16 protein-coding genes are annotated in these 14718 nt (G+C 59.9%); 12 read left to right on the top strand and 4 right to left on the bottom strand.

Features of this window, described 5'->3' with window-relative positions; all coding sequences use genetic code 11:
* On the top strand, positions 1 to 376 hold a 376-nt coding region (locus tag JJE47_09915; GenBank protein MBK5267737.1), incomplete at its 5' end, for a glucose-6-phosphate dehydrogenase.
* Here the strand turns inward: JJE47_09915 and JJE47_09910 are convergent.
* Complete coding sequence (locus JJE47_09910) at positions 373 to 1689, bottom strand: amino acid permease (protein ID MBK5267736.1); 1317 nt, start codon at positions 1687 to 1689, stop codon at positions 373 to 375. The genes JJE47_09915 and JJE47_09910 overlap by 4 nt on opposite strands.
* Positions 1690 to 1743: 54 nt before the next feature.
* Positions 1744 to 2433 carry a VIT family protein gene (locus JJE47_09905; protein MBK5267735.1) on the bottom strand — a complete coding sequence of 230 codons (690 nt, stop codon included), beginning with the start codon at positions 2431 to 2433 and terminating at the stop codon, positions 1744 to 1746.
* A 366-nt stretch (positions 2434 to 2799) separates the two neighbouring features.
* Between JJE47_09905 and JJE47_09900 the strand changes: the two genes are divergently transcribed.
* Positions 2800 to 3033, top strand: a complete 234-nt coding sequence (locus tag JJE47_09900; protein ID MBK5267734.1) for a hypothetical protein — start codon at positions 2800 to 2802, stop codon at positions 3031 to 3033.
* Between the two features lie 50 nt (positions 3034 to 3083).
* Here the strand turns inward: JJE47_09900 and JJE47_09895 are convergent, their stop codons facing one another.
* The gene (locus JJE47_09895; protein MBK5267733.1) at positions 3084 to 4124 is read right to left on the bottom strand and encodes a Gfo/Idh/MocA family oxidoreductase; all 1041 of its coding nucleotides are present in this window, start codon (positions 4122 to 4124) and stop codon (positions 3084 to 3086) included.
* 204 nt (positions 4125 to 4328) lie between these two features.
* Between JJE47_09895 and JJE47_09890 the strand changes: the two genes are divergently transcribed.
* From JJE47_09890 to JJE47_09865, 6 genes are all read left to right on the top strand, one after another.
* The gene (locus JJE47_09890) at positions 4329 to 5438 is read left to right on the top strand and encodes a mandelate racemase/muconate lactonizing enzyme family protein (protein MBK5267732.1); all 1110 of its coding nucleotides are present in this window, start codon (positions 4329 to 4331) and stop codon (positions 5436 to 5438) included.
* Positions 5439 to 5456: 18 nt separating this feature from the next.
* Positions 5457 to 6542: a Gfo/Idh/MocA family oxidoreductase gene (locus JJE47_09885; protein MBK5267731.1), complete on the top strand. Its 1086-nt coding sequence runs from the start codon at positions 5457 to 5459 to the stop codon at positions 6540 to 6542.
* 5 nt (positions 6543 to 6547) lie between these two features.
* Complete coding sequence (locus JJE47_09880; protein MBK5267730.1) at positions 6548 to 7582, top strand: 2-dehydropantoate 2-reductase; 1035 nt, start codon at positions 6548 to 6550, stop codon at positions 7580 to 7582.
* Positions 7583 to 7964: 382 nt separating this feature from the next.
* On the top strand, positions 7965 to 9269 hold the full coding sequence (locus JJE47_09875; protein ID MBK5267729.1) for an extracellular solute-binding protein: 1305 nt from the start codon (positions 7965 to 7967) through the stop codon (positions 9267 to 9269).
* 134 nt (positions 9270 to 9403) lie between these two features.
* Positions 9404 to 10333, top strand: a complete 930-nt coding sequence (locus JJE47_09870) for a sugar ABC transporter permease (protein ID MBK5267728.1) — start codon at positions 9404 to 9406, stop codon at positions 10331 to 10333.
* Positions 10333 to 11229: a carbohydrate ABC transporter permease gene (locus tag JJE47_09865; protein MBK5267727.1), complete on the top strand. Its 897-nt coding sequence runs from the start codon at positions 10333 to 10335 to the stop codon at positions 11227 to 11229. The genes JJE47_09870 and JJE47_09865 overlap by 1 nt, the downstream gene beginning before the upstream one ends.
* Positions 11230 to 11238: 9 nt before the next feature.
* Here JJE47_09865 and JJE47_09860 read toward each other — a convergent pair whose 3' ends face one another.
* On the bottom strand, positions 11239 to 11736 hold the full coding sequence (locus JJE47_09860) for a universal stress protein (GenBank protein MBK5267726.1): 498 nt from the start codon (positions 11734 to 11736) through the stop codon (positions 11239 to 11241).
* Positions 11737 to 11870: 134 nt separating this feature from the next.
* Here JJE47_09860 and JJE47_09855 point away from each other — a divergent pair, with 134 nt between their 5' ends.
* The 4 genes from JJE47_09855 to JJE47_09840 are packed head-to-tail and all read left to right on the top strand — an operon-like array spanning position 11871 to position 14717.
* On the top strand, positions 11871 to 12866 hold the full coding sequence (locus tag JJE47_09855) for an amidohydrolase (protein MBK5267725.1): 996 nt from the start codon (positions 11871 to 11873) through the stop codon (positions 12864 to 12866).
* Between the two features lie 20 nt (positions 12867 to 12886).
* Positions 12887 to 13330: a carboxymuconolactone decarboxylase family protein gene (locus JJE47_09850; GenBank protein MBK5267724.1), complete on the top strand. Its 444-nt coding sequence runs from the start codon at positions 12887 to 12889 to the stop codon at positions 13328 to 13330.
* Positions 13327 to 13725: a carboxymuconolactone decarboxylase family protein gene (locus JJE47_09845; GenBank protein ID MBK5267723.1), complete on the top strand. Its 399-nt coding sequence runs from the start codon at positions 13327 to 13329 to the stop codon at positions 13723 to 13725. Before JJE47_09850 ends, JJE47_09845 begins: the two co-directional genes overlap by 4 nt.
* A complete protein-coding gene (locus JJE47_09840; protein MBK5267722.1) occupies positions 13722 to 14717 on the top strand; it encodes an amidohydrolase in 996 nt (331 codons plus the stop codon). The genes JJE47_09845 and JJE47_09840 overlap by 4 nt, the downstream gene beginning before the upstream one ends.
* Position 14718: the final 1 nt, after the last annotated feature.

The following is a 14718-nucleotide window of genomic DNA, read 5'->3' as shown; positions in this document are numbered from 1 at the left end:
TCATGTCCCAAGCGGTGGATCCGACTACGTGCGTGTCCGGGTCACCCCCGACGGCCAGCTTGCTTTGGGCCTCCGCACCAAGGAACCGGGACCCGAGTTCGTAGGGGAGATGGGCGAGTTGCTGCTCCACAGCGAAGCCGGCCCCGAACTCACTGCCTATGAACGGCTCTTCGGAGACGCGCTGGCGGGGGACCAAACTCTGTTCACCTCGGTGGCAGGTGTCGAGTCGGCCTGGGCGATCGTCGATGGTGTGACTCGTGACCATGCCCCGGCTGAACGGTATACGATCGGGACCTGGGGACCGGTCGAAAGCGTTGATCGCCTCATCGGCCGGCACGGACCCTGGTACGACCCGGAACCTTCGTCGATCGACTAGTGCTTACCGAGAACTCTTTGAGTTCGGAGATGCTTAAGCGTCAGATGTTCTGAACCGAGGGCGGCCAGGAGCAAGATTGCCAATGCTGCGATTGCGGCCGGGTCGTTTCTACCGGTCTGGAGTAGAAGGACACCCAGTGACCCGGTGCAGGCCAACGCTCCTGTTGCCGCCAGCCACCGATTTGCTCCAATGTCACCAGAGGAGCGAAAGGCCGCGGCATTCACGACAGCAAACACGAGCAGGAAGATGGCGCTCGCCACTGCTGAAATGCTCTCGAGGGGCAGCGTGACGGCCATGGCCAGTCCAGTCCCGGCGGTGATGTGCAGCCCAACCGGTTGCGTCCATGTGAGCTGCTCGAACCGGGACGGAAGCTCACCCTCGGTCGCCAGCGTGAAACTGAGCCGGGCGGCACCATAGAGAGTGGCGTTGATGGCCGACAGCGTTGCCAGCATGGCTGACACCGCCACCAGCTTGAACCCGACGGAGCCGAGGCTTACGGAAGCAGCCTGGGCCAGGGAGAACTCCGCTGATCGTGTGATTTCGGCCGCCGACAATGACCCGACCACGACTCCGGCCACGAGTACGTAAAGGCATATGACTACTCCCGTCGCCAGTCCAAAGGCTCTGGGTAGAGTCCGTCGAGGATTGCGGACCTCAGTCGACGCGTTGGCGATCAGCTCGAACCCCTCGTAGGCAACGAAAATTAGCATCCCGGCACCGATGATCGCGGCAGGTGGTTTCCAAGATCCCGGGTCAAGCTTGGCTGTATTGACGGCGGGGACCCCAGCACCGATGACGACTGCCAGGATGATGAGTTTGAACGCAACGATCCAGCTTTCTGTTTTGGCGATTAAGGCGGCATTCAAGAGATTGATTGCCCACGGACCGGCGATGCCAGTTACGACGAGCGCCGTCACCAGGAACGGTGATGGATTGGTGCCGCCCGGGAAGAGAGTTGCCGTATAGTTGCCGAAAGCTGAGGCGTACAGGGCGGTGGTTGCGACATATCCGACCCACAAGGTGACATTCAGGCTCCCGGTGAGCTCACGTATACCGAAAATGCGATCGACGAACGCCACTGTTCCGCCGGCGCTCGGGTAAGCCACCGATAGTCGGCTGTAACTGGTCGCGGTGAGCGCCGCCACGACTCCTCCCAAGATGAAAGCGATGGGCGTCGCTCCACCGGCTTTGGTCGCAGCAACGCCAAGGACCGCGAAGATGCCGCCGCCCACCATTGCGCCGATGCCGATGGCTGTTGCACCCGCGACGCCAATTTTCTTCTGGCTGGCATCGGTACCAGCACTGTCTCGCATGGGGCGCGAGCCTAATTACAAATGCGCCCGACCCCTCTGTCCAAGGAGTCGCGCCTAGACAATTGTGCCGAACGCCGCGCCGATCAACGCAGTTACGACCATGGCCAGGGCACCCCAGAAGGTGACCCGACCGGCAGCCCTTCCTAGCGGAGCACCTCCGGCCCTGGCGCCGACGCTTCCAAGCAAGGCGAGAAAGAAGAGCGACATCACCGCCACAACCCACACCCGGGCGGCGTCCGGGGATAGAGCTGCCGCTGCCAGGGGAAGGGCGGCTCCTGCCGTGAACGTCGCCGCGGAAGCGAGCGCCGCCTGGATCGGGCGGGCGGTCATGACTTCTGAGATGCCGAGCTCGTCGCGGGCGTGGGCCCCGAGCGCATCGTGGGCCATGAGCTGGCTGGCAACTTCTCTGGCGAGATCGGCCTCAAGCCCGCGGGAACGGTAGATCCCGGCTAGTTCGATGAGTTCGCCCTCGGGATCGTCTGCCAGTTCCTTGGTCTCTTTGGCCAGGTCGGCGGATTCCGTGTCAGCCTGGGAACTCACTGAGACGTATTCTCCGGCTGCCATTGACATCGCACCAGCCACGAGGCCAGCTATGCCGGCTATTAGAACTGCGCTCTTGGTTCCATGCGCCGCGGTGACGCCAATTACCAAGCTGGCCGTCGACACGATGCCGTCATTGGCTCCAAGTACTGCGGCACGAAGCCAGCCGATCCGATGGGTCATGTGTTGCTCGAGATGCGCCATGACGGCACCCTACCTGGTTCGCCAAAGCCGATCGACTCGCCACGGAGTTTGAGTTGAATCTTTGCGAGTCTGGGGTTGGTGTTTCGATATTGGTCGTAGATCGAGTAGGCTTAGTGGGCTCGATTGATTTCGGTCTCGCAGCTTCGACCTCATTTTCTCAAGGTCGTTCCTTCGGATTTACCAGAACTCGTGCGCGTACATCGTGGCTTCGGTGCAGTATCGCCGCCCCCCCGCCATGAAACCGCCCTGGCTGAATCAATCTTGCCAGAACTCCCACCGTTGACGGTGCTGGTCGTAGTGACCCGCCGTCGACCTCTACTCACATTTGACAGCAAGGGGCCCAATCGGGCCCACGAAAGGAGTGCCATGCAGGCACATCAAGGGTCGCAGATCGCTGCGACCATCGACATCAACCACCTACGGGTAGGTGGCATATATGAAGCGACCACACAATCGGGTCGTACCGCAACCGGTGAGTACCTCGGAATCGAAGTTGCTCATGACGACTGGATGATCATCCTGCGCAACCGCGCTGGAGCCGAATCGATCCCCGTCAAGGTTCTTACCTCCGTGTACGGAGCCGCCGGAGCCGCCGCCTAGGCGTCACCGTGGGGTCGGTACCCTCCTACGGGTCCTGATTGCTCTACCACCTACTCTCTGGCGCGGACTTCGTCGAGATCCACCACCCGCCCGGTCGCGGCGCTTTCGACGATGCCTTCGAACAGGGCGACGACTTCGAGCGCCTCTGGACCACCCGTCTCGGGCCGGCTACCGGTGCGAATGTTGCGGGCAAATTCTTCGAGTTCGTCAGCGACGGTATCAAGGTTTGCGACAGGTTGTTGTTCTCGGACTTTTTCACCGACCGGCTGAAAGTAGAACTCTTCGCCATCGTTCTCGTTCCAGGCAGCAGCTTCGGTGCCCCATACCGCGGTGCGAGCAATGTCGGGGATGACCATGGCTGATCCAAGGAACGCCAGCGGTCCGCTCTCGAATTCAACGTTTGCGGTTGTGACGTCGTCGAGGTGGCGAACTGCGATGATCTGCTTGCTGAAGGCTGCCACTCTGGCCGGCCGCCCGAGCAAATAGATGAGATTGTCAGCCATGTGGACTCCCAGCCCGGCCATGCCGCCAGCTGGACTCTCGGCCGGATCGCCCCGCCACCCGCTCCGCGGTGTGAGTCCCTTAGGGTACGAAAGGTTGGCTTCGGCGTAGTGGATCATGCCGAGTGTCCCCGCATCCACCATCTCCTTTAGCCTCCGGGTGGCTGGTTGGCGACGTCGGTTGTGCCCAACCTGAAGCACGACCCCCGCCTGCTCGGCGGCGCGGATCGCTCGCTTGGCCTCGGCGACTTTCAGCGTGAATGGTTTGTCCACGAATACGTGTTTGCCTGCGGCGGCTACTTCTGCAACCAGGTCGGCATGGGTGGAGTGAGGAGTAGCGATCATGACCGCTTCGACATCGGGGTCCGATAGAAGTTCATCGAGTGTTGCGGCGGGTCGGCCGCCATGAGCGGCGGCAAATTCGTCCCGGCTCTCCGGCGTTCTGGCATAGCAACCGACAAGACTGATACCGGCCTTGGTCGCCTTTTCGGCGAGCGTGGCGCCCCACCAACCGAGTCCAACTGAGGCCACTCTCAACGATTCCATCATGCTCCATTCGGTCGGTTGGTGGGGATCGCTCCGATCGTCCACCAGGCGTTTCCGCCCGCCACGTTCGGGCGACGGGAGGCGATCAGGCTGGTCCGGTTCTGTCTGTCTGATCAGATTTCAGCGTGTTGTTGCCGACACGCCGGCCATCCGCCTCGTATCATGCATCATATATTATGGTGCCGCCTGGCGGGTGCCGAAGCCGACTGGGTCCCGATGTGGGTACACCCTGGGTACGAGGAGAGACCTTTGAAGATCACCAAAGTGGAGGCCATGCACGTCACCATTCCGATGACGTCTCCGTTTCGCAAAGCGGGCCGTGTCCAGCACGATGCCGATAATGCACTCGTCAGAATCGAAACTGACACAGGCCTGGTGGGATGGGGAGAAGCGGCCTCAGCGCCACTCCTAACCGGCGACACAGGTGCCCGGATTGCGGCTTCCATCGCCTATCTGGCCGACCTTGTCATCGGGCAAGATCCGCAGTCGGTGTCGGCAATCCATACCCGGATCTCAGGAGCCATGGCCAACAATCAGAGCGCGGTTTGCGCCATCGACATGGCTATCTACGACATCGCCGGCAAACATCTTGGTGTGCCGGTCTTCCAACTCATCGGAGGGCGGGCCCGGGACACGCTTCCTGCCTCACTTGGCGTCAATGCCGACCCGAGCGATGCGGAGAAAGCCGGCGAGTGGCAACAGCGCGGGGTCCAGGCATTCAAGGCAAAAGTGTCAGTCGCCGAACCAGCCTTTGAACAAGCTGCCCTCCGAGAGATTCGGGCGGCGATCGGTCCCGATGTTCCTTTTGCCATCGACGCCAACGGTGCCTGGTCGCCGGCCGAGGCGTTACGGTTCCTGGAGGCGGTTGCTGACGTCGACCTGGCGTTCTGTGAGCAGCCGATTGCCCCGGGGAGTTTGAGCCGGTTGAGGTCGGTCGCCGAACGCAGTCCGGTACCGATCTACACCGACGAGTCGTTCAATGAACCTGCCGACCTGATCGCCCACGCGGAAGTTGGCGTGGCCGGAGTGAGCATGAAGACCATCAAGATGGGTGGGATCACGGGATTCATGTCGGCGGCCTATCTGGCTCGATTGTTGCGATTGGGCGTGAATGTGGCCGGCAAGTCGGCGACGTCGAGTATCGGGGGATCGGCCATGCTTCACATCGGCACCGCGTTACCAGAGATGAGTGGGGGAATCGGACTGAGCAATCACAAACTGGTTGATGATCTGGTGTTCAACCCGGTCGGGGTGGCGAACGGGGAATTGCGGGTCCCCGAGGGTGACGGCCTGGGTGTCGAGGTTGATGAGGCCGTCGTAAAGCGGTACGTGAAGTGGAGCGAGCAGGTCTCGGCGTGATGGAGAATGGGAGGGCTCGTGGCCCGGAATAGGCGCGATATCGGAATTGGTGTTGTAGGTACCGGAAAGATCGGGCTCCAACGAGCCCGGCTGGCCGCTCAGCACCCGTCGGTTGACTTTCTGGCGTTGATGGACGCAGATCACGGTAGGGCCGTCGGCGTCGGAGAGGATCTTGATGCCGATCTGGTAGCAGAGACGGTCGAGGAGCTGGCTTCAGACGAGCGGGTTGACGCCATTGTCATCTCCACCTCAGAGCCCAATCACACCGGACCCGCTCTGGCGGCAATCGCTTCTGGAAAACCGGTACTCATCGAGAAGCCGCTCGCCCTGACACTTGAAGATGCCGACCAGATTGTTGCTGCGGCCGAGGCAGCCGACGTGGATGTTCGGGTCGGTTACTCGATGCGATACCTGCAGAAGTATTCAGTTGGCTGGGACAATGTCGCCTCCGGGATGATCGGCGATGTGGTTGGTCTCACCGGGCGGGTTTACAGTTCCCGCGCCCAGGGTCTGGCCATCCTGAACCGTTCGGCGGTTGCCACTCCGGTCGTCGACATCGCTACCTATCTGGTGGATGTGGCGTGCTGGTATCTCGCCCCGCAGGTGCCGGTCGAAGTAGTGGCCCGCGGCCATGGCACCGTCTTTCGGGAACACGGATTTGATGTCGATGACGTGGCCTGGGCGATGATCCGTTTCAGCAACGGAACGGTGGTCGATATCGGCGTCTGTTATATGTTGCCGATGGGGTTTCCTACGACCGGACAGAGCATTCGCTTTGAGGTCTTCGGCACCGAAGGGGCCCTTCTCATTGACGACGACCATCGCGATCAGATGTTGTTTTCAGAGCGCGGTTATCGAAACTCGTACGCAACGAATCAGGAGTTGAACTTCGCGTTCCTCGGCAGCCGGACCACGGGTGAATGGGTCGGCGACACCATGTTCGGTCGATTGGCCAACGAAACCAGGTCATGGATCGACTATCTGGCGAGCGGATCCGATTGTTATCTCACCACGGTTCAGGAGGCTCGCCGGGTGGTCGCCGTGACGTCGGCTATCGAGCAGTCCCTGGCCACGGGCGAGTCCGTGCCGATCGACCAAGGCTGAACCGGATGGCTTTCAGAAAGATTGTTGTCGTCGGAACCGGCGCGATCGGTTCGAGTGTTGCCGCCGATCTCACCGACGCAGGCCACGATGTAACCATCATTGACCAGTGGCCCGCGCATGTTGAGAAGATGCGGTTAGACGGCCTCCGTATCAACATGCCAGACCTCGCCCTGCATGTTTCTGTGAATGCCAATCACATCTGTGATCTGGCTTCCATTAAACCGATGTTTGATCTTGCGATCATTTGCGTGAAGTCGTACGACACCAAATGGGCCGCGCAGTTGATTGAACCGTATCTTGCGAAAGACGGCGTACTGGTCGGCATCCAGAACTCGATGAACGATGATGCGCATGCTGAGATCGTTGGTCGTGATCGGACTATCGGATGTGCCATCGAGTTGTCGGGTGACATCTATGAACCGGGCATCGTGACCCGCAACACCTCGCGTTCGGGGACCTGGCTAACCGTTGGCGAACTGGACGGCTCCGTTACGGCCCGGGCCGAAATGTTGGCCGATCTCCTGTCGGCGGTTGCCAGAACGGAAGTGTCGACGAACATTTACGGCTCGAAGTGGACCAAGTTGGTCGCCAACACCATGGTCATGGGGCCGTTTGGATTGTTTGGACTCCGCAACGCGGAGGCCGCCCGGCTGCCAGGTATGCGCGAGATCTCGGTGAGTTTGGGGAAAGAGTCCGTTGCGGTCGGAAAAGCCCTCGGATATCGGCTTGAGCCTGTGTTTGGTTTGAGCGCTGAAGAGTTCAGTGGCGGAACCGACGAAGTACTCCTCAAGGCAATGGACACGCTCAATGCCCATGTTGGCGAAGACGCCGTAACCGCCGTCGTGCAAGATCAGCGGAAGGGGCGACGCAGCGAGTATGAGTTCATCACAGGTCTCATCGTCAAGAAGGGTGCCGAGGTTAATGTTCGAACCCCCGCCAACTCGGCGGTCTTCGAGATCTACGGCCAGATTGACCGTGGGCAACTCGAGATGAGCCCTGACAATCTCGATCGGCTCAAGATGTTGATGAGCGAAGATTGATCCGGTGCCGTCTCCCATGAGCTGGCATCTGCAGAGCAACACGTCGCAGCGGTGCTCGGTGTTCGGGAGGCCGTCAATGCTTCTGAGGAAGCGTTGACAACTATTCGGATTTCCAGCCCCTTCCCGTCTCGTATCGTATATGATGCACGATATTCGGGGCCTCGATGATTTGGGTCTCGTAACGCGCCGGTAGGCCGGAGGAGGGAACGGGTGGTCGTCGAACCACGAGGAAAGTGCCATCCATTCCACGCTCTCGCTTGTCGTCGGAGTACGTTTCAACATCAAGCGAGAGTTCAGACGTCGGCGAGATAGTTACGTCACGTGAGCAAGATCCGGAGTCCGGCTGACCTTGGCGGACGCTGATGAAAGGGAAACTGAGCGAATGACTCGTTCTACTGGAAAATGGACACGGATTGTGGCGTTGTTCGCAGTCCTATCGATGGTGATCGCCGCTTGCGGCGGGTCATCGTCGGATACTACGGCGGCAACGGGAGGTACCAGCGGAGGCGACGAACAAATCGATCTGCTCATTTGGGTCTCCCGCGATTACTACCGACCACCAGATATGTGGGCCGGGTTCATGGCAGAGCATCCGAACATCAAAGTGACCGTGCAGACGGAATCGAACGACGATATTTTGCAGCAACTCCAGCGTATGCAAGACGCCGGACAGCGGCTCCCTGATGTCATCCAGGACGACACGTTCCTCATTGAGGCGTACCAGAACGCTGGTCTGCTGCTTGACATGACGGAGCAGAAGAATCTGTGGGAGCAAGAAGATCCCGATGCCTACAACCAGATTCTCCCCATCGCCTGGGACGAGAACAAGTTCGGCGACGGGATCTACGGGGTGTCGTTGACTGCCAACTTTGATGTCATCTACTACAACCTCGCAGCGTGTGAGGCGGCCTCAGTCGACTGTGCGGGTATCACGTCACTCGATGGCTTCCTTGACGCCATGCGCGCCGTGAAGGCATCTGACCCTGAGATCATTCCGTTGACGGTCCAAGCCAAGCCGGGTACCGGCATCACCACGCTGAAGACCCTCTTTAGCGCGGCCGGCGCACCGTTTGACGGTGCCGTACCTGACTTGCAATCCGAAGGTGGTCTGTACGTTTTGAACTGGTGGTTGCAGGCTTCCGACGAGGGCTTGTTACCACCGCAGGCGATCTCCTGGGGTGAGGACGAAGCCCGCGGCGCCTTTGCCGGCCAGCGTGCGGCGTTCATTCTTGACGGGTTCACCGTCGCTGGTGAGTTCAACGAACTGGAAGGGTTCAATCTCGGCACTGAATGGAACGTCATTCCATCGCCAACCTCAGGTAGCGGCAACCAGATCTCGAATGCCCGCTCCTGGGCAATCACCTCTTCGACCCCGTATCCGCACGAAGCGATGCAGGCCATCGAATGGGTGGGAACGGTGGATCAGCTCGTGGATGCAGCTGCCAACGGCTCGGTGCCGATGCGTAACAGCGTTGCGCTCGCCGATCCACGGTTGGATGACATCTGGCCGTTCTTCAACGAGGGCCTGAGAGCCGCATACTCGGGAAGTGACTCGGTGCCCTCCGGTCTCAACGGTGGCGAGGTAGAGCTCGTGCTCGAGCAGCTGTTTGGTGAGATCGTTGTGGGAACCGACAAGACGGCTCAAGAACTAGCCGACCAGTATCAGCCACTACTTGATGACCTGTAAGCAATTCAACGAATGAACCGATGCCCGGGCACGCCGTTTCCACCTCAGTGGACGCGGCATGCCCGGGCTATCGAACCGGCGGGCGTCTTCGGCGTGGCGTCGGGCAAAGCGAACGTAAACGCCGGGACGGGTAGATGACCGCCACACAAGAACAGAAGAAGCAGCCAAAGGCTCGCGAACGAAACGGCGCTCAGATCGGTCAAGGCCGGGCAACGCCATATCTCTTTTCGTTTCCGGCCATATTTGTCGTCAGCGCGGTTCTGGCATTTCCGGTGCTCTACGGTATCTGGCAGAGTCTGTACCGAGCTCCTGAACTGGGTCTTCCCGAGGAATTCGTCGGTGGCCTCAACTATTCCGACATGTTTAGCGACCCTGATTTCTGGAGCGCCTTGTACCGCACCGGGTTCTTCGTAGGTGGATGTCTTGTCGTTGGCACTACCCTCGGGTTGTTGTTTTCATTTGCCCTCTACCGTTCTATCGGGCGCCTTCGGTGGATGCGGGCGGCCACCCTGGCTCCGTATCTGATCTCGAATGTGGCCGCCGCCGTCATGTTCCGTCTTCTGTTCAACTCCGATCTTGGCTTGATCAACAGTGTTCTTGGAACGGTCGGCATCGACGGACCTGCCTGGCTCTCCTCGACGACGTGGGCGATGACTGTGGTGATCTTTACACAGGTGTGGACCGACATTCCGTTGACGATCCTGCTTCTCTTGGGCGGTCTGATGACGATCGACACGTCCTACCTCGACGCCGCCCTTGTCGATGGTGCCTCGGCCTGGCAACGGGCTCGTTACCTCACAATTCCATTGCTCGCCCCACAGCTCGTCATCTCGACTGTTTGGCTCAGTTACTCGACTCTTACCGGACTCGGGGTAGTGCTCGCGCTAACGGGCGGTGGCCCGATTGGGTCGACGACGACCCTGGCGATGGAGATGTACAACGTCGCCTTCCGGGCATTGAAGTTCAATGAGGCGTTGGCGATCGCCACCTTCATCCTGATTCTGAACGCCGTGCTCACGTTGGGTTACGTGAGGGTTGCCCGCCGCTACGAGATCGATGCCTGATGGCTGAGCAATTGATTGACGCAACCAAAATCGGTAACCGCGGCCACATGGCCGGCAAACCGCGATCGAAACTCGCCAAGTTCGGGCATCGATTGTTGGTCGGCCTGCCGTTGTTCATGCTGGCGGTCTGGACGTTCATTCCGTTCCTCGTGACACTGTCCGTTTCGATCAAGACCAAGATCGAGACGTTCGCCAACCTCGGGCTGGTTCCTCAACAGCCCACCCTCGATGCCTACAAAGAGGTCTTCACGGATCCGAACTTCCTGAATGCATTCGTGAATAGCGTGGTGGTTGGGTTCGGGACGGCACTTCTGACGATCGTCATCGGGCTTCCGGCTGCCTACGCATTCGCCAGGTTCAAGTTTCGCGGCCGGCACCTCTTGCTGCTCTTCACGCTTCTACCCCGGCTGGTCCCGAGTATCGGCATCCTGGTTCCGATCTACCGGTTGGCTGTGGCGACCAACATGCTGGACAAGAGGATTACCTTGATCATTGTCTATACCGGAACACTGGTCCCTCTGGCGGTCTGGCTCATGGTCGGGTTCTTCCAACAGATCCCTCGCGAGATAGAGGAAGCTGCCGATGTCGATGGCGCCAACTTGTGGGATCGCCTGCGTTACATTGTTATGCCGTTGGCTGCTCCGGCCCTAATCACCATTGCCGTGCTGGCGTTCCGGGAGGCCTGGAACGAGTTCACCCTGGTGCTCGTGCTCACCACCAATCCCACCACCAGAACCCTGCCGTTCGCGTTGTTCAAAATGGGTCAGAGCGAAGGGATTTCGAACTTCCCAGCCGAGGCGGCCTTCGCCATCATTACGGTGTTGCCGTTTATCCTCGTCTACACCCGGCTTGAGAGATATGTGGTGTCGGGGCTTACGGCAGGATCGTCCAAATAGGTGCTGCGGTCAGGTTGTTTCCGGTGGCAGGATAAGGACCGGGCAATGACTTCCCTGGATACATTGGTGGGCCACCGAGCCGAGAAGCATTCCACCAAAGCCGCCGCGACCTCGTGTACCGATCACGAGCATATCGGCCGTTCGCGACTGTTCGATGAGAGCCTCGGCCGGATGGCCGGCAGTAATCGCCATCAAATGCGGCTCCTGGGCAGGCGTCTCTCCGAGGGCCTCGGTGACGAATTTTTCAAGCTGGGATTCGGCCAGGTCATGAGCCTCTTGTTCCCTGCTGGGTGGATGGTGGGCCGGGCCGTCGTCAGTAACGCTGCCGATGGCCGAAGCCGCCCCTACCGCCAACCCGATCAAGTCATCGGACCAGCTCCGCTGAGCTGGTGGGTAGACGTAGATGGCATCAACCGACCCACCTCGCAACTCGGCTTCTTCCACTGCCCGGCGCAGCGCCCGTCGCGAGTTGGGCGAGCCGTCGACCCCGACCACTATTCGAGTCATTTCACTCCGTTGATTGACATACGTCTAAGTATGGACGACGCAAACTCGACTTGCAGACCAGGAGCAGGTCAATGTCGAAGAATTCGGAACCCCGGAGTTCACGCCGGGCCGTGGCCAAAGAGAGGAAATCAAAGATGAGCGATGACGTCATCGATGTCCACACGCATATTGTGCCGCCTCGGCTTGCCGAGGCGGCACAGCGAGGTGGTTTGCGATACGGGATCGAGTTTGGACGCGACGCCAACGGCAAGGTAACGAGTTCGGTCGGTGGAAAACCGTTCGCGCTTCCGTGGCCGACTCCGCTTCAGTCCCCGGCCGAACGGGTGGCATCGATGGACGCCATCGGGGTGGATGTGCATATGCTTTCCCTCAGCCCGAGCATGCATTGGTACAACACGGATCCGGCCGACGGCCGGTCGTTGGCCACCGAGACCAATGACGACATCGCACAAATTGTCAGCAGCTACCCGGACCGATTCAGAGGTATGGGTTTTCTGCCGCTTCAGGACCCGGCCGCCTCGGTCACGGAACTCGAACGGTGTGTGCGCGATCTCGGTTTCGCCGGTGTCCTGGTCGGTACCAACATCGACGGACTCGATTGGGACGCCCCGGAACTCTTTCCCGTGCTTGAGGCGGCCCAGGATCTCAACGCTCTGGTGTTCGTTCATCCGGCCCGGGGTAGGGCCAATTCGTTCCTCCCGAACTATCACCTCAAAAACCTCATCGGGAATCCGCTGGAGACGACGGTGGCGCTCGCCAGTCTCATCTTCGGAGGAGTGCTCGACCGGTTGACTGACCTCAAGCTCTGCTTTGCTCATGGGGGTGGTTACGGCTGTCTTGGCATTGCTCGTATGGACCATGGATATATGGCCCGCGCCGAGGCGCAAGGCATTGCCCGGATGCCTTCTGATTACCTGAAAGGTCTGTTCTTTGATTCGCTGGTGCATGGTCATCGCACGCTTGACCAGATCATCGATTTGGCCGGCATCGACCAGATCGTGCTTGGCAGCGACTATCCGGCCGACATGGGAGAACCCGATCCGGTCGAGTTCATTCGATCTCATCCCCGGCTTGACGATGAACAGCGCCTGAAGATACTTTCCAGGAACCTCAGCGGACTGCTGGGCTGAACCACACACAAGGAGCCTGCATGGCAGATCAGGAATTGCTCGATGAGATGTATGCCAAGCGGGGCTACCTATTTGAGTGGCAGGTGCTCCTGGCCGAAGAAGCCCCTGATTTCCTCCGGTCGTTTGACGCCACCTGGACTCAGGTCAACACGGATCGACCGAACGGGCTTCCCGCTAAGTATCGAGAGCTCGTCTATGCGGCCACCGCTTCCGTTTTGGGTGAAGACACCGTTGCCAAGAATCACATGCACAAGGCGCTTGATGCGGGAGCCAACCGCACTGAGCTCATCGATGCCATTCTCGTGGCATGGACTCCGTCCGGGTCGCGCACCCTGATCCACGGATTGCGCTGCGTGGTTGAGGTACTCAAGGAACGAGGAGAGTACGAGCCACCCGATGTCGGACATCGAATCTCTGATCGCCCTGAGCACGAACCGCGTACGTATCTGGAGGACAAGTCATGAGTCAGCTTGCAGAGGAATTTGCCGAGCGGCGCGGCAAACAATACCCGGCTCACGCCTGGATAGCCGAGCGGTTCCCCGATTACACCGAGACGATGCTGCATCTCGATGACATCATCCGGCGCCAGCCACGTCGCTTCGACGAGAAGGGCCATGAGCTATTTCATATCGTTGCACTGGCGGTACTCGGCTCGAACCCCCACAACCAACCGCATCTGACCGCCCATATCAAGAAGGCGCTTCAGCTCGGAGCCGATCCTGAAGAGATTGCTGAGGCTCTCATGGTGGCGGTGAATCCGGCCGGCGCCCGGGTACTCACCTACGGGGTCACCTGTATGCTCGAGGCTCTGGCGGAGCTTGAAACCGAAGGCTGGCGACCCGCGGGCGTGGACCAATGACCAAAGTCATCGACGTCCATGCTCATTTGCTGCCACGATCGGCGATTGCCGCAGCCGAAACGGGCTCTGGTTGGTTCGGGTCAGAGATCGAAAAGGACGATCTCGGACGGCCGATCATCGTCACCGGGGACCGGCGGGAGGTCATGGGTGGCAAGGCCCACTACGAGTCGATGGAACGACGGATCGAACGGATGGACGAGGGGGGCGTCGATATGCAGGTTCTATCGCTCAACCCGATCTTCTTTCGCTATTACCTCGGCGCCGACGATGGTGCCGCCGCCTCACGTTCGATCAACGACGAGATCGCCGGCTTCATAACGCAATGGCCGGATCGGTTTGCCGGCTACGGGGCGTTACCGATGCAGGACCCGGATCGAGCCATCGAGGAGCTGGAACGGGTCATGCAGATCCCTGGCATGGTTGGTGTCTCGGTGGGAACCCACGTTGACGAGGCCAACTGGGACGAGCCCCACCTGTTTCCGGTTCTCGAGGCTGCTCAAGAATTGGGAGCGCTGGTTTTCTTTCATCCGTCTGACCGTCGGCTCGAAACCCATCTCCCTCGCTATCACCTGCACAACTCGATCGCCAACCCCACCGAAACCACCATCGCCATTGGATCGTTGATCTTCGGCGGGGTTTTCGACCGGCTGCCCGATCTCAAGACGTTGTTTGCGCATGGAGGCGGATATGCCTGCTGGGCAGTGGCCCGGTTTGATCATGCTTACGAGGTCCGCGCCGAAGCGCGCGAGCACGCGGCCTTGTTCCCATCCGAATACCTCAGTCGGCTCTGGTACGACTCGCTGGTGCACAGCTACGAGAACCTCCGTCGTCTCGTTGATGTTGTGGGGGTGGATCGAGTAATGCTCGGCACAGATTTCCCTGCTGACATGGGTCAGGTCGATCCTGTTACCTGGATCGAAGGCAGTGACTTGTCCGACGATGAGCGAGCCGCCGTGCTGGGCGGCAACGCCGCTGCATTGCTGGGCCGCTGAG

The sequence above is a fragment of the Acidimicrobiia bacterium genome, assembly GCA_016650365.1.
Lineage (GTDB): Bacteria > Actinomycetota > Acidimicrobiia > Spongiisociales > JAENVV01 > JAENVV01.
This window is presented reverse-complemented; position numbering and strand designations above follow the sequence as displayed.

Bases quoted from the DNA above. Each gene is read 5' to 3' on its own strand.
- JJE47_09865 (MBK5267727.1), top strand. From the start codon at position 10,333: ATGGCTGAGCAATTGATTGACGCAACCAAAATCGGTAACCGCGGCCAC.
- JJE47_09860 (MBK5267726.1), bottom strand. From the start codon at position 11,736: ATGACTCGAATAGTGGTCGGGGTCGACGGCTCGCCCAACTCGCGACGG.
- JJE47_09905 (MBK5267735.1), bottom strand. From the start codon at position 2,433: ATGGCGCATCTCGAGCAACACATGACCCATCGGATCGGCTGGCTTCGT.
- JJE47_09900 (MBK5267734.1), top strand. From the start codon at position 2,800: ATGCAGGCACATCAAGGGTCGCAGATCGCTGCGACCATCGACATCAAC.
- JJE47_09880 (MBK5267730.1), top strand. From the start codon at position 6,548: ATGGCTTTCAGAAAGATTGTTGTCGTCGGAACCGGCGCGATCGGTTCG.
- JJE47_09840 (MBK5267722.1), top strand. From the start codon at position 13,722: ATGACCAAAGTCATCGACGTCCATGCTCATTTGCTGCCACGATCGGCG.
- JJE47_09855 (MBK5267725.1), top strand. From the start codon at position 11,871: ATGAGCGATGACGTCATCGATGTCCACACGCATATTGTGCCGCCTCGG.
- JJE47_09870 (MBK5267728.1), top strand. From the start codon at position 9,404: ATGACCGCCACACAAGAACAGAAGAAGCAGCCAAAGGCTCGCGAACGA.
- JJE47_09875 (MBK5267729.1), top strand. From the start codon at position 7,965: ATGACTCGTTCTACTGGAAAATGGACACGGATTGTGGCGTTGTTCGCA.
- JJE47_09850 (MBK5267724.1), top strand. From the start codon at position 12,887: ATGGCAGATCAGGAATTGCTCGATGAGATGTATGCCAAGCGGGGCTAC.
- JJE47_09845 (MBK5267723.1), top strand. From the start codon at position 13,327: ATGAGTCAGCTTGCAGAGGAATTTGCCGAGCGGCGCGGCAAACAATAC.
- JJE47_09910 (MBK5267736.1), bottom strand. From the start codon at position 1,689: ATGCGAGACAGTGCTGGTACCGATGCCAGCCAGAAGAAAATTGGCGTC.